Here is a 19,807-nt window from a genome sequence, read left to right on the forward strand (position 1 = left end):
CCGAAAAGGGGAATCAATGGCTCTATTTAGTAAAAAAGATAAGTATATTCGAATCAATCCCAATCGTTCGGTTAGGGAAAAACCTCAAGCAAAGCCAGAGGTTCCAGATGAATTATTTTCTAAGTGTCCAGGTTGTAAGCATACCATTTATCAGAAGGATCTGGGAAGTGAGCGTATCTGTCCTAACTGTAGCTATACCTTTCGTATTTCTGCCCAAGAACGCTTGGCTTTGACAATTGATATGGGAACCTTTAAGGAATTGTTTACAGGGATTGAAAGCAAGGATCCTTTGCATTTCCCTGGTTATCAAAAGAAACTAACAACCATGCGGGAAAAAACAGGGTTGGATGAAGCCGTTGTGACAGGAACTGCTCTTGTTAAAGGTCAGACTGTAGCTCTTGGGATTATGGATTCCAACTTTATCATGGCTTCTATGGGTACGGTTGTAGGGGAGAAAATCACTCGTTTGTTTGAGTATGCGACTGTCGAACAATTGCCAGTTGTTCTCTTCACAGCCTCTGGTGGAGCCCGTATGCAGGAAGGAATCATGAGTCTCATGCAGATGGCCAAGATCTCTGCAGCAGTTAAACGTCATTCAAATGCAGGCCTATTTTACTTGACCATTTTGACAGATCCAACGACAGGTGGTGTAACAGCTTCTTTCGCTATGGAAGGAGATATCATTCTGGCTGAACCACAGAGCTTGGTCGGTTTTGCTGGGCGTCGTGTGATTGAAAATACGGTTCGTGAAAGCTTGCCTGAAGGGTTTCAAAAGGCAGAATTCCTATTGGAACATGGTTTTGTGGATGCTATTGTCAAAAGAAGAGACTTGCCAGATACGATTGCTAGTCTAGTCAGATTGCACGGAGGGGGTCCTAGATGAATATTGCAAAAATAGTCAGAGAAGCGCGTGAGCAGAGTCGCTTGACAACCTTGGACTTTGCGACAGGCATTTTTAATGAATTTATCCAATTACATGGTGACCGTTCTTTTCGAGATGATGGTGCAGTTGTGGGTGGTATCGGCTGGCTTGGAGACCAAGCTGTAACAGTGGTTGGTATCCAAAAAGGCAAGAGCTTACAAGATAATCTTAGACGGAATTTTGGGCAACCGCACCCAGAAGGCTACCGCAAGGCCTTGCGTTTAATGAAACAGGCTGAAAAGTTTGGCCGTCCAGTTGTGACCCTTATCAATACTGCAGGTGCCTATCCTGGTGTGGGGGCGGAAGAACGTGGACAGGGAGAAGCTATTGCTCGTAATCTCATGGAAATGAGTGACCTAAAAGTTCCTATTATCGCCATCATTATCGGTGAAGGTGGTTCAGGTGGGGCTCTGGCTCTAGCAGTCGCAGACCGTGTCTGGATGCTGGAAAATTCTATCTATGCCATTCTCAGTCCAGAAGGCTTTGCTTCCATTCTATGGAAGGATGGCAGTCGTGCTATGGAAGCAGCAGAACTGATGAAAATCACTTCACATGAGTTGTTAGAAATGGACGTGGTGGACAAGGTGATCTCTGAAACGGGACTTTCTAGCAAAGAACTAATTAAGAATGTCAAAAAAGAACTCCAAACGGAGCTAGCCCTACTTTCACAAAAAACTCTAGAAGAGTTGTTGGAAGAGCGTTATCAACGATTTAGAAAATACTAATATAAAAACTAGAACTGGCAGTCAGTTCTAGTTTTTTGAGGTTCTTACTCTGTGTCGAGGACACAACAAAAGGTGCTTGGAAGACCAAACACCTTTTTGATTATTCATTTTCTTCAGTTACAAATTGACTAAGCAGTCCGTTGATAAAGCGGGCTGATTTTTGATCTGAAAAATTCTTGGCAAGTTCAATGGCTTCATTGACTGCTACCAGCTGAGGTGTATCAAATGAAGTGATTTCAAAGATACCCAAGCGTAGTAAGTTTTTTTCGACCAAGGTCAAGCGTTCAACTGTCCAGCCGGACTTGAGGTGCTGGTTGATTTGTTTATCCAACTCGTCTTTTTGAGCTTGAACACCAGAAACCAAGTTCAGAAGAAAGGCTGGAATTTGTACATCTTCATCTTCACGGTCATGTGTGTAGGCAAAGCGACAAGCTGTTTCCATGTCTGTGCCAAATTCAAGGCTCATGAGAGCTTGAAAAGCGCATTTACGAAGTTCGCGTCTAGATTCTAATAATGGACTAGTCATTGAGGAAGTCCTCGTTAAATAGATCTTTCAACTCAGGTTTTGGTGTTTTGTCTGGAACAATTCCTGTAACATGGATATTGACAGCAGCAAGTTCCACATCTGCCATATCATGGACAGCATCTTTGACCGCTTTTTGAATAGCAAGAGCCACTTTTGGTACTTTCACACCATACTCAAGGTAGAGGTAGATGTCAGCAGTTAGTTCTTCGTTGCTTTCTTTTAAGTAGACGCCACGACCAAGAGAGAGTTTTGATAGGGTATCAGATACGGATTTATTTGAAAATGAATGGACACCATCAACTTTAGCAGTTGCGATGGCAATGATTTTTTCAAGTACACGTGGAGCGATAACGATTTCGCCAAATTGTTCTTCAGTTCCCATAGAATGACCTCTTTCTAGAGATTAGGCACGAGAAACGTAAGTTCCTTCTGCAGTGTTGATGATCAATTTTTGTCCAGCTTCGATGAAGTCAGGAACGTTGACAACAAGTCCAGTTTCCATAGTTGCTGGTTTACCAGAACCTGTAACAGTAGCACCTTTGATAGATGGTTGTGTTTCAGCAACTGTCAATTCAACAGTAGTTGGTACAGTTACACCGATTACTTCAGTTCCGTAGAATTGGATTTTAACATCAGAGTTTTCAAGGATGTAAAGCAATTCGTTTTCAACGTTTACGACTGGAATTTCGTATTGGTCGTACGTTTCAGTGTTCATGAAGTAGGCAGTTTCATCCATTTTATACAAGTATTGAGCTGGAACAGTCTCGATAATAGCTTGTTCGAATTTTTCTTCTGGACGGTAGCTTGTGTCAAATGTAGAACCAGTACGGACATCACGCAATTTCATACGCATGATCGTGTTCCCTTTACCTGGTTTGTGGTGGCTAGCTTCCAAAACGCGGATCAATTTTCCGTCTGCAGTTTCAAATGTCATACCAGCTTTCAATTTGCTTGCTTCAATCATGTTTTTACCTCTTTAATAAATATTATTACTCTTCATTTTACCATAAAATCTTCTGGAAATAAAGCCAAAATAGTTATTGGGATTTGGTAGGTGCGAAAAAACCAACCTCAGGGCTGGTTTCTTTTACATATTAATCTTTTTTCAACTTCGCTAATTCTTGGGCAAGGAGTTTGAGGGCGACTTGTGGATTAGCTTGTCCTTTAGTAGCTTTCATCAGGAATCCTGTAAAGGCCTTATCTGCGTTACGTTTGCCTGACTTGAAGTCGGCAACTGCGGCTTCGTTATCCGCAAAGACTTGGTGGATAATTGGAATCAAGACAGCTGGATCTGAGATTTGAACCATGCCAGCTTTTTCCACGTATTCACGCGCGCCACCGCCATTTTTAGCTAGGTGGACAAAGACTTTCTTGGCAATCTTAGAAGAGATAGTACCGTCTTCGATGATGGCAATCATTTCAACCAAGTTTTCTGGTGTCAATTCGATTTGTTCTAGTGTTTTTCCTTCAGCGTTCAAGAACTGAGCAACCTCACCTTGGAGCCAGTTAGAGACTTGTTTAGCATCGCCACCGAGGGCAACAGCTTTTTCAAAGAAATCAGAAGTGACTTTGTTCGCAGTTAACTGACTAGCATCATAGTCTGACAAGCCAAGGTCAGATACATAACGCGCACGGCGTTCTTTTGGAAACTCTGGCAACTCTGTACGCATTTCTTCGATCCACTCATCTGAAATTTCAAAGATAGGTAGGTCAGGTTCTGGGAAGTAGCGGTAGTCAGCAGCGCCTTCCTTAACACGCATGAGGATAGTTGTCTTGTTGGCTTCATCGTAACGGCGTGTTTCTTGGCGAATTTGACCACCTGAGCGTAGGATTTCAGCCTGACGTTGGACTTCGTATTCAAGACCCTTGCGAACATTTGAGAAGGAATTCAAGTTCTTCAACTCAGTCTTGGTACCGAATTTCTCTTGACCATAAGGACGAAGGGAGATGTTAGCATCCACACGCATCGAACCTTCTTCCATCTTAACGTCAGAAATACCAGCGTACTGGATAACTTCCTTGAGGGCTGTCAGATAAGCGTAGGCTTCTTCTGGTGAGCGCATGTCCGCTTCAGATACAATCTCAATCAAGGGCACCCCTTGACGGTTGAGGTCAACATAAGAGTAGCCATCTGTACCGTGGGTGTTTTTACCAGCATCTTCTTCTAGGTGGGCGCGTTCGATACCGATTTTCTTAGTTGTACCGTCTTCTAACTCGACTTCAATCCAGCCGTTATAACCGATTGGCTCATCAAACTGAGAAATTTGGTAGGCTTTAGGATTGTCAGGATAGAAGTAGTTCTTGCGGTCAAAGTGCATCTTTTTGTGGATGTCCATATTGAGGGCAAGAGCAGCCTTGATACCGGCATCAACAACACCTTTATTGAGAACTGGCAGAACTCCTGGGAAAGACCAGTCAATCACGTTAGTGTTGGCATTTTGCTCATTTCCAAAGTGGGCAGAAGTAGGTGAGAAGATTTTTGAATTGGTGTTGAGCTCTACGTGGACTTCAAGTCCGATGACTGTTTCAAAGTTCATTAGTTGTCACCTCCAAAAATCACGGGTTGTTGTTTGTGGTAGTCTGTTGTTGCCTCAAAAGCAGCAGCAGCTTGGTAAATGGTTTCCTCAGCGTACTTAGGACCAATCAATTGCAGACCGACAGGTAGACCTTGAGAGAATCCAGCAGGAATCGAAATTCCTGGGAGACCAGCTAAGTTGACTGGGATGGTCAAAAGGTCAGCCAAGTACATGGCAACTGGGTCGTGGTTGAGAGAATCCAAGTCATAGGCAACGCTTGGTGCAGTTGGGCCCAAAATCAAGTCGTAATCCGCAAAGACTTTTTCGAAATCTTGAATGATGAGTGTACGAACTTGACCAGCCTTTTTGTAGTAAGCATCATAGTAACCTGATGAAAGGCTGAAAGTACCTAGCATGATACGACGTTTTACCTCTTCACCGAAACCTTGGCTACGGCTGTTTACATAGATTTCATCAAGATTAGTCGCATCTTCTGCGCGGTAGCCGTAACGAATACCGTCAAAGCGTTGCAAGTTTGATGAAGCTTCAGATGAAGCGATGATGTAGTAGACCGCAACACCGTATTTAGAGTGAGGAAGGCTGACTTCTTCAACGATAGCACCCAATTTTTCAAAGTGCTTAGCAGCATTCAGAATGGTTTCCTTAACCTCTGGGTCAATCCCTTCACCAAGGTATTCCTTAGGCAAAGCGATTTTCATACCCTTGATGTCTTGGCCGATTTTTGAAGTAAAGTCGGCAATTCGGACAGGAGCAGAAGTAGAGTCTTTGGTATCTTCGCTGGCAATAGCGTTGAGCAAGAGAGCATTTTCCTTAACAGTCGGAGCAAAAGGTCCAATCTGGTCTAATGAGCTACCAAAGGCAATGAGACCGAAACGTGAAACTGTTCCGTAGGTTGGTTTGAGACCAACAATCCCGTTGAAGGCAGCAGGTTGGCGGATAGAACCACCAGTATCAGATCCAAGAGACAAACGGACTTGGCCTGAGGCTACGGCTGCGGCAGAACCACTTGATGATCCACCAGGAACCTTGCTGTGGTCCCAAGCATTTTTAGTGGCACCATAGTGTGAAGTCTCACCTGAACCACCCATGGCAAATTCGTCCATGTTGGTTTTTCCGACGACAATCATACCCTTGGCTTTTGCATTGGCAACCGCAGTCGCATCAAAGATAGGCTCGTAGTTGTAGAGCATTTTTGAGGCAGCAGTTGTGAGAATGCCGTCTGTAGAGATGTTATCCTTAACAGCAAGTGGAATTCCTGAAAGGACATTGTCAGCATCGATTCCAGCTTCATCAATGGCTTTAGCTTGAGCAAGAGCCTGGTCTTCAGCGATGGTGACGAAAGCGTTGATAGCTGTCTCGCGAGACTTGATATCTTCAAGTGTTGCTTGGGTTAATTCTGTTGCAGAAATTTCCTTAGAAACAAGGAGATTGTGCAAGTCTTCAATGGTTTTATTGTTGAAAGTCATTAGGCATCTCCTCCATCGTCTAGGATAGCTGGTACCTTGATATAGTAGTTGTCTTTTTCAGGTACGTTTTTAAACAAGCGATCACGGTCTGTTCCTTCTTCGACCACATCAGGGCGGAGTACGGTCTTGCGGTCAGCCATAGTTGTAGTAGGTGCGACACCGGTTGTGTCAACTTCGCCCAGCAATTCAACCATGTCAACAATTTTAGACAAGGTTGTCGCAAAGGCAGCAGTTTCTTCTTCAGAGAATCTTAATTTTGAAAGATTGGCAACGTGTGTTACCTCTTCTTGCGTAATTTTCATCTTGCATCCTTTCGTGAAATGATGATTTTTAGTCTGTTCTATTTTACCATATTTTCCTATAAATAAGGGAGGGGGAGCTGAAAAGAAATAGAAATTGAAAAAAATGGCAAAATCCGATATAATGGAGTGTTGAAAGGAATGGTAAAATCCAATGTAGAAATCATTCTTAGCTATTGAAACAAGAAAAATAGAGAATCAAAGAAAGAGAACTTATGAATATTCAAGAAGAAATTAAGAAACGTCGTACCTTTGCCATCATCTCCCACCCTGACGCGGGGAAAACAACCATCACCGAGCAGTTGCTCTACTTTGGGGGCGAAATTCGTGAGGCTGGTACCGTAAAAGGAAAGAAAACAGGGACTTTTGCCAAGTCTGACTGGATGGATATCGAGAAGCAACGTGGGATTTCCGTTACTTCATCTGTTATGCAGTTTGACTACGATGGTAAGCGCGTGAATATCCTAGATACACCAGGGCATGAGGACTTTTCAGAAGATACCTATCGTACCTTGATGGCGGTGGATGCTGCGGTCATGGTCGTGGACTCTGCCAAGGGGATCGAGGCTCAAACCAAGAAATTGTTTGAGGTTGTGAAGCACCGTGGCATTCCAGTCTTTACCTTTATGAACAAGCTAGACCGTGATGGTCGTGAGCCGCTGGACCTCTTGCAAGAATTGGAAGAAGTTTTGGGCATTGCGAGCTATCCGATGAACTGGCCAATCGGGATGGGGAAAGCCTTTGAAGGCTTGTATGACCTCTATAACCAACGCTTGGAACTTTACAAGGGGGATGAGCGTTTTGCCAGTCTAGAAGATGGAGACAAGCTTTTTGGCAGCAATCCTTTCTATGAGCAAGTCAAGGATGATATTGAACTTTTAAATGAAGCTGGGAATGAGTTCTCAGAGGAAGCAATCCTTGCTGGAGAATTGACGCCTGTCTTCTTCGGTTCAGCCCTCACTAACTTTGGGGTGCAGACCTTCCTTGAGACCTTCCTTAAGTTTGCTCCTGAACCACATGGGCATAAGAAAACAGATGGCGAAATTGTGGATCCTTATGACAAGGATTTCTCAGGATTTGTCTTTAAAATCCAAGCCAACATGGACCCTCGCCACCGTGACCGTATTGCCTTTGTCCGTATCGTGTCAGGTGAATTTGAGCGTGGCATGAGTGTCAATCTGCCTCGTACTGGTAAGGGGGCTAAACTGTCGAATGTGACTCAGTTTATGGCGGAAAGTCGTGAGAATGTGACCAATGCCGTGGCAGGGGATATTATCGGGGTTTACGATACCGGTACTTATCAGGTTGGGGATACTTTGACAGTTGGAAAAAACAAGTTTGAATTTGAACCCCTGCCAACCTTTACTCCTGAAATTTTCATGAAAGTTTCTGCTAAGAATGTCATGAAGCAAAAATCCTTCCACAAGGGGATTGAGCAATTGGTGCAAGAGGGAGCCATTCAGCTTTATAAGAATTACCAAACAGGTGAGTACATGCTAGGGGCTGTGGGGCAACTTCAGTTTGAAGTATTTAAACACCGTATGGAAGGTGAGTACAATGCGGAAGTGGTCATGAGTCCAATGGGTAAAAAGACTGTTCGTTGGATCAAGCCTGAGGACTTGGATGAACGGATGTCATCAAGTCGCAATATCTTGGCCAAAGACCGCTTTGACCAACCAGTCTTCCTCTTTGAAAATGACTTTGCCCTTCGCTGGTTTGCGGACAAGTATCCAGATGTAGAGTTGGAGGAAAAAATGTAACTCAGTACCAACAATTGGAACTGAAGTTCCTAATTGTTGGACGCTAGCCGCTATTTTGCGGTCTAGCTAACTGCCTCATTAACTTCGTTTGGCAAATAGAATCGATTTGCCAAACTCCGTGTCGTAATGTAACAATCGGTAACCGCTATGTTGGTTGATCTAAATATTCTAATAATAGAAGTCCAGGAATGCTATCAATTCTTGGGCTTTGTTATTGTGGCAAATGGGAAGTTACTAAGCTTGGTGTTTTGGCCTTGGATTAGTAACTACTATAGTGCTTTATTCAAATCTCCTATGTCAGAAAATCCTGCGAATGTTATGGCATTGTGGGATTTTTTGTAAGGGTTAGTGAGTCTAGCTATTTGCCTTACTAATAGTCAATTAAAATCAAAGTACATCTTTTTCTTGCTGGCCTGCTAAAGAAATATAGTAGTTAAACTATATACTTTGAAATTTACTATCTCTTCATTCTAATGGAAATAGAGAGGAGTTCTATGAATAGCATACAATATATATGTCTATACGAAGAAAATTTATGCTCTTTTTAATTTTGGATAAGTATGATGTATTCATCGGTAAAAATAATGGATTTCTCTTTTTTATAGCCTAGTCAATGAGGGATTCGGTTGTTTATTATATTAATTTTATTTCTCAATGAGACCTCCATGCAAAATCAAGCAGAAAATGCTTTTTTTTTTTTTTTAGCAAAATATATTAAAAACAAGTTGATTTACTATGATAATTTGTGTATAATGAAAAATGATTGCATTAAACTAATTAATATAGAAATTTTTTGGAGGGAAAAAATAAATGTTTTTCAGACGTCAAAAGGGTCAATATCGCGAAACTGATCGTGTGACTCGATACAAACTGGTAAAATCCGGTAAGCATTGGTTGAGAGCCTCAACCTCTCTTTTTGGTTTATTCAAGGTTTTACGTGGTGGTGTAGATACTACTCAGGTTATGACCGAAGTAGTAGAAAACCAAACTAATCAAACGATTACGGGTCTTGATATTATAAGAGGTATTGCGGCAACAGGTGCCGTATTAGGCGGGGCTGTTGCTACTCAGACAAAAGTTTTTGCAAACGAAGCGGTAGCTCTTGAAAAAACGTTAGATAGTTCAGATGCTCTAGCAACGCATGATACAGTTGTCCTTGGTACAACTGCAAAAGTGGATGCGGAGAATTCGGCAAGTCTGTCTCATTCAGTAAGCGAGAGTGTATCTACTTCAGAATCAGTATCCACTAGTCTATCAGCTAGCGCTAGCACTTCTGCAAGTATGTCAACAAGTGCCTCAGAAAGCGCGTCAACTTCGGCTAGCGTTTCAGCAAGTACTTCTGTAAGCTCTAGTCAGTCGATGGTGACGTCAGGTAATAGTGCACTTTCTACTACTGCTTCTGAGACTTCTGGAAAAGCAGAGTTTGTGTCAAAAGAAAGTCAGTTGGCTAAAGAAGAGTTATCTGCCTCTAAGCTAGGTGCTCCTGTATTGGAATCAGCTAAATTGGAAAAAGGTTTGGTTGACACGAATGCAGAAATAAGTAGTTTGGCAGGAGTGACTGCTGGTGCCATAGCAACATCGGAAGTTTCAGCTAAACAACAGGATGAAAATCGTAAGAAGTTAACCAAACTTTCAGCTGAAATGGGTGAGTACCTAGCAAAAGCGGTCGGTTTACCTAATAGTGATGCAGCTATAGCGAAAGTGAATGCTGCGGTGACTGCTATCGAGACAGCTCTTGCTAATCCTAAGGCAGATTTGACAGAAACTGTAAAACTAGCGACCTCTGCTCGTAATTCGATTGCTAATACTGTGTTGCGTGCCACTTCAGGACAACGTGATGTGCGGAATGGACAAGCGATAGAGAGAGGCTCTTCTCCTAGAGCCTCATTCTCTAGCCATGGTACGACAGCTTCAATTGCGTCTACTAATTATAATCCAAATACTAACGAAGTTGTTTGGCGTATCAATATGCACGCTAACAATGCCTTGCATCATGTAGGACTAATTGCGGATGTAGATTCCAATACGACGATTACTCGTGTAACCTTTGATGGTCAAAATATGGATAAACGTGGTGGTTCAAGAAATGAGTATGTCTATGATATCCGTCATGGTAAAGAAAGAAACCTAGAAGCAACGCTTGAGGTTCATGCCACTGTAAATAATCAGTCACGAACTGCAAGCTTGAACGCAAAAGTTGCTACAAGTAGCCAACCGTTTACAAGTGCAAATATTTCTGGTAATTATAGCAATTTAATGAGCTCAACTGTTCCAACTGGTAGTCGTGGAGGTAGCAGAAGTGCTCAACCAAGGGTGGTTTCGAATGCACCAACTATAACAGTTGGTAACGAGAATATGAGTGTGTATAATGATGATAATATCGAAAATGTTATCAGAATATCTAGAGGGAATTCTAAAACTAGTGTAAGGTTATGGGATAAGACAGCTTCTGACCCTATCCCAGGTGTTGATGTTGTAGGGCCTAATAAGGGCGTGCAAGGTTATTACGACAATATAACAGCTGCGCTTAAGGGAACTGTTGGGAACGGGACTGCATCTGCTACAGTTGGGAAAACATACTCTTATCAAGTTGGTGCTTCGAGTCCTAACAATGAACAGACATATAAGAATATAACTATCACAGTCAAAGGTTTCAACGAACGTAATAGTCCTGTCAGTGGCGATGCTGTTTCGGTTAGTAATCTAACAAATTTAAGTGAGGAAGAAAGAAATCAAGTGTTGGCTAACTTTAAAACGGCCAATGCTGATCTTGTTTCAGGTGCAGGATCAAGTGACTATAAAAAAGGACTTCAAGAAGGTTTAATCAATGTAGCTAGTAATGGAGATATTACTATTACTTATCGGGATAGGACGCAAGATATAGTCAAAGCAACCCTAGAGATAGAGAAGGAAATTCCTGATGTTTCTGTATCGGTTACACGTGATGGTGGAAAGACTGTTGCTCCAGAAAAAGGTACAGACGGCAACAATTATTACTATATCTATGCTGGTGATGATTTCAAAGTTGATATGACTGCGACTGATAACAAGGGTAAATTGAGAGAATTTAAACTTGTTGCACAATCAGATAATACAAGACCTGCTGAAGAGATGGCTAGAAACATATTTGGAGATGATAAATACGGTACTGGTTCGGCCACTTTTTTATCTGATTCTGATGGCGAAATCGTAGCAACTACATCTAGTCCAGCTCGTATTACTGCTATGGGACACATGAAGGATGATTTGACATTTGACGGTGGGAATCATTGGCGCAGAAATGCTGTCGCAACAGATAAGGCAGGTAACTATACTCAAGCTGGGGACGCAAATAAAGGGAACTTCTTTATCAAGCAACGTGCCTTGAATGAGCGCTATAAGCACGAACCAGAATTTAAAATAAAAAATCCAGACTTTACTCCTGTAGTAGATAAGAATCATCTCACAGAGAGTGAGATGAATGCTGTTAAGGAAGCTATCTATGCTAAAAACAACAAGGCAGCTTATCGTATCAGAGACATTGAAGTTCAGGTTAATGGTGCAGCAAAAATTGTCTATAGGGATGGAACAAAGAGTGATGAGATTCCACAGTCAGTAACAGTCAATGAACGTCCGAAATTGGAAATTACTTATGACAATCAGGCAACAAAAGAAATTTATCTTTATCGTAATGAGCCGGTCAATATTACCCTAAAAGCTACGGATGATTCTGGAAAAATCAGTTCATTGAAATTGACTAGAACGGATGGAAGTGGAGATGGTACTGGTAATGGACCTGTTGCTAACTATGGTGGTTTCACAGGTGTCACACGTTCTAATACCATCACTGCAACTACAGACCAAGCTAATGCTACGATTACTTTGACGGGTACTTTGGATAAAAGTATGCGAAAAGGGCAGTCTACTGAACGTAAGCTTGTAGCTACGGATAACCAGAGTACTCTAAATAAGACAGATGACAACTATGGTTATGTCAAATTTGTTGTTAAGGACCAAACCGATAAGTATACTGCGGTTGCTAAAGTGAGTACGCTTTATACTTATGTTGGTGAAAGAGCTAACGATTTGAATGATGCAGCTAACTTTGTTCAACTTGAAGGTGGGCAACCTTTACCTACAGGAGCAAGTGTCAGATGGACGAGTGGTATTGATAATTCGACTACTGGAACAAAGAGAGCTATTGCGCGTGTTACTTATTCGGATGAATCATTCGATGATGTAATGGTCAACTATGAGGTTTTGGCTACGATTGCCCCTAAAGGACCTGTGAATGATATTCAAGGTACAGCTCCCCATAATGACACAGTTTGGTATAGATATGTGAATAAAGAAGGAAGTGACGACTACCCACGTGGAGCTCGTCAAACTTGGCGAAATAATGGGCAACCAGTAGCAAGTTCACCAATTAATACCACTACAGTGGGACGACATAATCATCAGGTGACTTTTACTTACCCTGTAGGTCGGACAGGTGAAGGGAATACTGTTAAACTAAGTAAAACTGTTGATGTTGTCCATAATGTTTATAAATTTGAACCAAAGCGTTCGTATACTTTTACACAAAATAATACAAACGACTCAGACTTTCAACAAATTGTAACAAGTCCCAAAGAAGCTGTAATGGCAGCATCAGGGAATCCAGATTTTAATCCGACAGGAACTAATTATAGATGGGTTGATGGTGCTCCGTCACTTAGTACTGTAGGTACCTTTACTAAACAAGTAGAGGTAGAACTTCCCGCAGATTCTACTGGATACAGAGCAAAACAGAATGTTTCGATTACGATTAAGGTTAATCCACAAGCACCTGAAATCGCAAATGATTCTGTGAATGAAAAGGGTGGCTTGCCAAACCCTCAAATCGTAGTAAATAACGTAACGCCAGGAGCAACAGTCACTTTAACGATTGGTAACCAAATCTTTACTAAAAAATCTACTGGAACAAGTGTGACATTTGGATCTTCTGATTTAAAACCTGTCACAGATACTAATAACGGCTTGTTGCCTATAGGAGACATTTCTGCCAAATCTACAGTTAATGGCTTAGATTCAACTGAAACGAGAACGACGGTTACTGCTGAGCGCGTTGCGCCAACTGTCACTTACACTGTTAAGGTTAACGGTGAGGAGCCTACAAGGGATAGTGAAGGACGATATATCTTTTATGCCGGAGATAAAATTCAAGTCACTTTTAGAGGTGCTGATAATAGTGGTAAACTAACGGAACTAAAATTAAATAAAAAAACTTCTTCTACTAGCATTGGAGCGTTAGATGACTTTTTCGAAAATAATCGCAACTGGGGTAGCGGTAGTGTAGGAAATATTACGACTTTAACGAGTACTGATAGAACTACAGTGACAGTAAATGCTGTTGCAAATAGTGATATGACTTGGAGAGCAGGGAATAAATTCTCTCGTGTAGTGACGGCCGTTGATCCAAGTGGTAATTCTGTTGAAAGTCCGTGGTTTGCCGTAGTACAAGGTAAGTTGGAGGAATTGTTCAAAAAACCGGAAATTTCTGTTACTGAAGTGAAGAATAAGAACAATCTAACAGATGATGATAAAGAAAATGTTAGGGAGAAAATTAGAGAAGCTCATGATAAGGTGACTTCAAGAGGTCATGATCGTATTTCAAGGATTGAAGTTGCTCCTAATGGTGTTGCAACGGTCTACTATAAAGATAATGCTAAAGTAGCGTCTGGTAGTCAACCGTACGAACCAACAGTTTATAAGCAAAATGAAACAGTTTCTGATAGAGTTTACAAATCAGAATCAGCCTCAACAAGCGCAAGTACGTCAGCAAGTACATCATCAAGTACGTCAGCGTCAACAAGTGCCGTAGCGTCTACGTCAGCGTCAACAAGCGTAAGTACATCAGCAAGCACGTCCGCCTCAACGAGCGCAAGCACATCGGCTAGCACGTCCGCCTCAACGAGCGCAAGTACATCAGCAAGTACGTCAGCTTCAACGAGCGCAAGTACGTCAGCTTCAACAAGTGCAAGTACGTCAGCAAGCACGTCAGCATCAACGAGCGCAAGTACATCAGCAAGTACGTCAGCATCAACGAGCGCAAGTACATCCGCTTCAACAAGCGCAAGTACGTCAGCGTCAACAAGTGCAAGTACATCAGCAAGTACGTCAGCTTCAACAAGTGCAAGTACATCGGCTAGCACATCCGCTTCAACGAGCGCAAGTACATCCGCTTCAACAAGCGCAAGTACGTCAGCGAGCACGTCCGCCTCAACAAGCGCAAGTACGTCAGCAAGTACGTCAGCCTCAACAAGCGCAAGTACATCGGCTAGCACATCAGCTTCAACAAGCGCAAGTACATCGGCTAGCACATCAGCTTCAACAAGTGCAAGCACATCGGCAAGCACGTCAGCCTCAACAAGCGCAAGCACGTCAGCAAGTACATCAGCCTCAACAAGCGCAAGTACATCGGCTAGCACGTCAGCTTCAACAAGTGCAAGCACGTCAGCAAGTACGTCAGCCTCAACAAGCGCAAGTACATCGGCTAGCACGTCAGTAAGTACATCGGCTAGCACATCAGCCTCAACAAGCGCAAGCACGTCAGCAAGTACGTCAGCCTCAACAAGCGCAAGCACGTCAGCAAGTACGTCAGCCTCAACAAGTGCAAGCACATCGGCAAGCACGTCAGCCTCAACAAGCGCAAGCACGTCAGCAAGCACGTCAGCAAGCACGTCAGCAAGTACGTCAGCCTCAACAAGCGCAAGTACGTCAGCAAGTACATCAGCCTCAACAAGCGCAAGTACGTCAGCAAGTACGTCAGCTTCAACAAGCGCAAGTACATCGGCTAGCACATCAGCTTCAACAAGTGCAAGCACGTCAGCAAGTACATCAGCCTCAACAAGCGCAAGCACGTCAGCAAGTACATCAGCAAGTACGTCAGCCTCAACAAGCGCAAGTACGTCAGCAAGTACGTCAGTCTCAACAAGCGCAAGTACATCGGCTAGCACATCAGCTTCAACAAGCGCAAGTACATCGGCTAGCACATCAGCTTCAACAAGCGCAAGTACGTCAGCAAGTACATCAGCTTCAACAAGTGCAAGCACGTCAGCAAGTACATCAGCCTCAACAAGCGCAAGTACCTCAGCAAGTACGTCAGCCTCAACAAGCGCAAGTACGTCAGCAAGTACATCGGCTTCAACGAGCGCAAGTACGTCAGCAAGTACGTCAGCCTCAACAAGCGCAAGTACATCGGCTAGCACATCAGCTTCAACAAGCGCAAGTACATCGGCTAGCACGTCAGCCTCAACAAGCGCAAGTACGTCAGCAAGTACATCAGCTTCAACAAGCGCAAGTACTTCAGCAAGTACCTCAGCCTCAACAAGCGCAAGTACCTCAGCAAGTACGTCAGCCTCAACAAGCGCAAGTACGTCAGCAAGTACATCGGCTTCAACGAGCGCAAGTACGTCAGCAAGTACATCGGCCTCAACAAGCGCAAGTACGTCAGCAAGTACCTCAGCAAGTACGTCAGCTTCAACAAGCGCAAGTACGTCAGCTTCAACGAGCGCAAGTACGTCAGCAAGTACGTCAGCTTCAACGAGCGCAAGTACGTCAGCCTCAACAAGTGCAAGTACGTCAGCAAGCACCTCGGCATCAACGAGCGCAAGTACGTCAGCAAGTACATCGGCCTCAACAAGCGCAAGTACTTCAGCAAGTACCTCAGCCTCAACAAGCGCAAGTACCTCAGCAAGTACGTCAGCCTCAACAAGCGCAAGTACCTCAGCAAGTACATCGGCTTCAACGAGCGCAAGTACGTCAGCAAGTACATCGGCCTCAACAAGCGCAAGTACGTCAGCAAGTACATCGGCCTCAACAAGCGCAAGTACGTCAGCAAGTACGTCAGCAAGTACGTCAGCTTCAACAAGCGCAAGTACGTCAGCAAGTACGTCAGCATCAACGAGCGCAAGTACGTCAGCAAGTACGTCAGCTTCAACAAGTGCAAGTACATCAGCAAGTACGTCAGCTTCAACGAGCGCAAGTACATCGGCTAGCACGTCAGCGTCAACAAGTGCAAGTACATCAGCAAGTACGTCAGCTTCAACGAGCGCAAGTACGTCAGCAAGTACGTCAGCTTCAACAAGTGCAAGTACATCAGCAAGTACATCAGCATCAACAAGCGCAAGCACATCAACAAGTGCTTCTGTTGTAACAAGTAAGGGGCTTGCAGAAATCAGATCGCTCGATAGTTTAGATATCAATAGTATTATTGCATCAGATTCAGTAAGTACATCCGTATCGACAAGTGCAAGTACGTCGATCTCAACAAGCGTAAGCGCGTCAGCATCAACAAGCGCAAGCACATCAACAAGTGTTTCTGTTGTAACAAGTAAGGGGCTTGCAGAAATCAGATCGCTCGATAGTTTAGATATCAATAGTATTATTACATCAGATTCAGTAAGTACATCCGTATCGACAAGTGCAAGTACTTCAACGTCAATGATTCATTCGAATTCAACTAGTCAAGCTCCTCAAACTGAAACGGCTAAAACACGTAAGCGATTGCCAAATACTGGTACAGAAGCTTCCAAATCATCTGTACTACTTGGAGCTTTGGTAGCTGTGACTGGTTTAGGTCTGTTTGCGAAACGCCGTAAACGTGATAATGAAGAATAATCGTATTAAAAATACATAGAAAGTATTGTTATTTCGATTTATGAAGAATCCCTTGGATGAAAAATCATCCAAGGGATTTTTTTGATATTAAAAGTGAATAGAAGCTGAAAAATAGGGTAAAAAATGTTATAATATTAAGGAAGAAGTTCGTTTTTACGACCATGATCATATCTATACAGCTGAAACAATTGAAAAATGGCAGTGGACCACTGCGCCTATCAAAGTGGGAAAAGACTGTTGGATAGGAAGTAATGTCACTATTTTAAAAGGGGTGACTATTGGTGATAATACCATTATCGGTGCAGGATGCTTAGTGCGTAAAGATATTCAGGCTAATAGTGTGGTTTATAATGATGGGAATCTTATTGTAAAAGAAAGAGGATAATTTGGAGCTATGGATATAAAAAAAGCGATCGTTTTAGGAGCAGATAATAATTATCGTGACAAGTTGGAAACGACTATTAAATCTATTTGTTATCATAATAAGGATTTGAAATTTTACATTTTTAACGAAGATATTCCCAAAGAGTGGTTCTGTCTCATGGAAAAGAAATTGGGGAAAATAAACTGTGAAATTTTAAATATAAGGATTGATGCAGAAAAAGTAAAACACTTTTCTACTCCTAATAAGCATATTAGATATATGACCTATTTTCGCTATTTTATTCCTGAAATTGTGGAGGAAAGTAGGGCTTTATACTTAGATTGTGATATGATTGTTCACAAACCCTTGGATATGTTATTTGAAATGTCTTTTGATGAAAATTATATTCTAGCTGTTAGGGACTCATGGGATGTAAATTCTTTCAATGCGGGAATGATGGTTGTTAATGTTGATAAATGGGTGTCAGAAAATATTTGTCAGCAATTGCTAGATTTAACTCATGAAAAACACCAAGAAGTATATGGAGATCAAGGGGTTTTAAATTTATTATTTAAAGATAAATGGAAAGAGTTAACTCCCTATTTTGATTTTATGGTTGGGCTAGATGCAGAAATTTTTTATGAAAAAAGACCAGATTGGTTTTTACAGAAATGGGATGTGTCATATGAGCCGGCTATTATCCATTTTGAAGGAAAACATAAACCATGGAATCATTCGATAAAAACAAGATATCGAGAATTATGGTGGTTTTACAATGGTTTAGATTGGCAAACTATTTTATCAGAAAAGGATACAAAACCGACATCGTTTAGTGACATCGCAACAGTTAGTTTATTTCATACAGCTATCTTTACAGATACGCAAGAGTTGGAACATATAGAATATCTTGTAGAAAAACTTCCAAATGTCCATTTTCATATTTTTGCTCATAGTTATTTTGGATCGAGAGTATTTAATTTAGAAGTTTTTAAGAACGTATCACTTTATCCTAATTATACTTCGTATCAATCTCAAGAAATTCTGAGTAAGTTAGATTTTTATTTAGATATTAATCATTATCAGGAAATAGATAACATTCTTTCAGTGGTTGAACAGTTATCAAAACCAATATTTGCATTTGAAAATACTAGCCATGATGCGAATAATCGAAGCCATATATTTTCTTCGGCAGAGCCGGAGAAAATGGTAGAGTCTATTAGACAATTCTTAGGAGAATCAGTTTGCGGGTAAGGAGTTAGTGAATGTAATAGTACTATTTTAGAATACAGAGGAGTATCTAGTGGATAGTCGCTTTAAGTTAATCAATCAAAGTAATCAAGGTTTAAGTGCGGCTAGAAATACAGGGATTAAACATCTAAATCATTTATATAAGCCCAAACGCTTTATAGAACAGCTTTCTGAGTGTTTTTAGCATTGCTGCTAGAACTCTTGTGGAACCACGTTTACCAAACTTGGCTGAGAAAGAAAATGTCTATCTATATCCGGCCTCAGATTCAGAAAAGATTGACAAACTACTAGACAAGACTGATCTATATTTGGATATTAACTATGGTTGGGAAGTAGATGGTGTATTTAAGGGTTTATTAGAAAAAATATTTCTAGCTTTGCCTTTTATAAAACACAAAATGGGGAAAAAGGACAGTATCTCTTTTCTATCAAAAATGTTGATACTATGGTAGCTGCAATTAGAAACTATGCTGAAATAAAACAATTGCCCAATAAACCATTTGACTTTGAAGTGCAGACCATCGATGAAACGCTGGATTATATTCTGGAGCATCGATCTTCTATAGCTCGATTCGGTGATGGCGAAGCAGCGATCATGCTGGGGCAGTCTATCAACTATCAACAATATGATCTACAGCTTGCAGAGGAATTGAAATTTATTGTCAAGCAACAAAGTAATCCGCAGCTAGTGATTGGTTTGCAAGAAGGTATAAAAAATCGTTTTAGCTTTGTTCCAGAAGCACTTGCCTTTTGGCGTCAATACTTAGAGGATTATGAAGAGTTTTATCTAGAGTATTGCCATAACCCTTGGTATGGTTCAACTTTTATTTCCAGACCTTATATTGATTTTTTAGATAAATCAAAATCACAGTTTGAGGAGTTAAAAAAATTTGGGAGGGAAGAGATATCCTGATAGTGGAAGGCTATACTTCTAGATTAGGAGTGGGAAATGATTTATTTGATGGTGCTAAGAGCATCAAGAGAATTATTTGCCCGTCCAGAAATGCCTACTCAAAGAAAGCTGAGATCATGGAGGAAATACTTAAGCACTCTGAAGGCCGATTGGTTTTGTTAATGCTAGAGGTCCTACAGCTAAGGTTTTAGTCTATCAACTTACTACCAAGGGTATGCAGGTAATTGATATCGGACATGTTGATTCTGAGTATGAGTGGATGCAGATGGGAGCTGAAAATAAGGTTTTATTACAGAATAAACATACTGCAGAGTTTAATCTAGATACAGAAATAGAATTAGCAGATGATGAAGCATATTTGAGTCAGATTGTTGTTGACTTGAGTACAAAATAGTATAAATCATGGA

At 41.7% G+C, this 19,807-nt stretch carries 12 protein-coding genes and 5 pseudogenes; 10 read left to right on the forward strand and 7 right to left on the reverse strand.

Translation table 11 applies throughout. The features are described from left to right. The first annotated feature begins 16 nt into the window (after positions 1-16). Positions 17-883, forward strand: a complete 867-nt coding sequence (gene accD / locus ACN076_RS03295) for an acetyl-CoA carboxylase, carboxyltransferase subunit beta (protein WP_420790119.1) — start codon at positions 17-19, stop codon at positions 881-883. After that, positions 880-1,647 (forward strand): acetyl-CoA carboxylase carboxyl transferase subunit alpha, encoded by a 768-nt coding sequence (locus ACN076_RS03300; protein ID WP_420790120.1) that lies wholly within the window; start codon positions 880-882, stop codon positions 1,645-1,647. Before accD ends, ACN076_RS03300 begins: the two co-directional genes overlap by 4 nt. 100 nt (positions 1,648-1,747) lie before the next feature. Here ACN076_RS03300 and nusB read toward each other — a convergent pair whose 3' ends face one another. The 6 genes from nusB to gatC all read right to left on the reverse strand — a co-directional run bounded on the left by nusB (position 1,748) and on the right by gatC (position 6,478). Next, positions 1,748-2,173 carry a transcription antitermination factor NusB gene (gene nusB / locus ACN076_RS03305; RefSeq protein WP_000203642.1) on the reverse strand — a complete coding sequence of 142 codons (426 nt, stop codon included), beginning with the start codon at positions 2,171-2,173 and terminating at the stop codon, positions 1,748-1,750. Next, positions 2,166-2,555, reverse strand: coding sequence for an Asp23/Gls24 family envelope stress response protein (locus tag ACN076_RS03310; protein ID WP_000536306.1), 390 nt, complete (start codon positions 2,553-2,555; stop codon positions 2,166-2,168). Before ACN076_RS03310 ends, nusB begins: the two co-directional genes overlap by 8 nt. Positions 2,556-2,576: 21 nt before the next feature. Beyond that, the gene (efp, locus tag ACN076_RS03315; RefSeq protein WP_000568643.1) at positions 2,577-3,137 is read right to left on the reverse strand and encodes an elongation factor P; all 561 of its coding nucleotides are present in this window, start codon (positions 3,135-3,137) and stop codon (positions 2,577-2,579) included. 130 nt (positions 3,138-3,267) lie between these two features. Continuing rightward, the gene (gene gatB, locus ACN076_RS03320; protein WP_420790121.1) at positions 3,268-4,710 is read right to left on the reverse strand and encodes an Asp-tRNA(Asn)/Glu-tRNA(Gln) amidotransferase subunit GatB; all 1,443 of its coding nucleotides are present in this window, start codon (positions 4,708-4,710) and stop codon (positions 3,268-3,270) included. Further along, complete coding sequence (gene gatA, locus ACN076_RS03325; RefSeq protein WP_420790122.1) at positions 4,710-6,176, reverse strand: Asp-tRNA(Asn)/Glu-tRNA(Gln) amidotransferase subunit GatA; 1,467 nt, start codon at positions 6,174-6,176, stop codon at positions 4,710-4,712. Before gatA ends, gatB begins: the two co-directional genes overlap by 1 nt. Then, positions 6,176-6,478, reverse strand: a complete 303-nt coding sequence (gene gatC / locus ACN076_RS03330; RefSeq protein WP_000705427.1) for an Asp-tRNA(Asn)/Glu-tRNA(Gln) amidotransferase subunit GatC — start codon at positions 6,476-6,478, stop codon at positions 6,176-6,178. The genes gatA and gatC overlap by 1 nt, the downstream gene beginning before the upstream one ends. A 212-nt stretch (positions 6,479-6,690) precedes the next feature. Between gatC and ACN076_RS03335 the strand changes: the two genes are divergently transcribed. Together ACN076_RS03335 and ACN076_RS03340 are read left to right on the forward strand one after the other, a co-directional pair. Continuing rightward, on the forward strand, positions 6,691-8,235 hold the full coding sequence (locus ACN076_RS03335; protein ID WP_001025437.1) for a peptide chain release factor 3: 1,545 nt from the start codon (positions 6,691-6,693) through the stop codon (positions 8,233-8,235). Positions 8,236-9,045: 810 nt separating this feature from the next. Then, positions 9,046-12,462 (forward strand): annotated as a pseudogene (locus ACN076_RS03340) (accessory Sec-dependent serine-rich glycoprotein adhesin); the annotation flags it as partial. 629 nt (positions 12,463-13,091) lie between these two features. On the opposite strand, the gene ACN076_RS03345 reads toward ACN076_RS03340, so the two are convergent. Continuing rightward, positions 13,092-13,337 (reverse strand): hypothetical protein, encoded by a 246-nt coding sequence (locus ACN076_RS03345; RefSeq protein ID WP_142374665.1) that lies wholly within the window; start codon positions 13,335-13,337, stop codon positions 13,092-13,094. Positions 13,338-13,767: 430 nt separating this feature from the next. Between ACN076_RS03345 and ACN076_RS03350 the strand changes: the two are divergent. The 6 genes and pseudogenes from ACN076_RS03350 to ACN076_RS03375 form a co-directional block, all read left to right on the forward strand. Then, a pseudogene (locus tag ACN076_RS03350) lies at positions 13,768-13,914 on the forward strand (hypothetical protein); the annotation flags it as partial. A gap of 87 nt (positions 13,915-14,001) precedes the next feature. After that, positions 14,002-14,601, forward strand: a pseudogene (locus ACN076_RS03355) (hypothetical protein); the annotation flags it as partial. 2,097 nt (positions 14,602-16,698) lie between these two features. After that, positions 16,699-16,875 (forward strand): LPXTG cell wall anchor domain-containing protein, encoded by a 177-nt coding sequence (locus tag ACN076_RS03360; RefSeq protein WP_336620865.1) that lies wholly within the window; start codon positions 16,699-16,701, stop codon positions 16,873-16,875. 139 nt (positions 16,876-17,014) lie between these two features. Next, positions 17,015-17,260: pseudogene (locus ACN076_RS03365) on the forward strand (acyltransferase); the annotation flags it as partial. Between the two features lie 9 nt (positions 17,261-17,269). Next, the gene (locus ACN076_RS03370; RefSeq protein ID WP_420790123.1) at positions 17,270-18,490 is read left to right on the forward strand and encodes a glycosyltransferase; all 1,221 of its coding nucleotides are present in this window, start codon (positions 17,270-17,272) and stop codon (positions 18,488-18,490) included. 442 nt (positions 18,491-18,932) lie between these two features. Continuing rightward, a pseudogene (locus tag ACN076_RS03375) lies at positions 18,933-19,794 on the forward strand (SP_1767 family glycosyltransferase). The last annotated feature ends 13 nt before the right edge of the window (positions 19,795-19,807 follow it).

The organism is Streptococcus sp. K0074, assembly GCF_048843365.1.
Taxonomy (GTDB): domain Bacteria; phylum Bacillota; class Bacilli; order Lactobacillales; family Streptococcaceae; genus Streptococcus; species Streptococcus mitis_BM.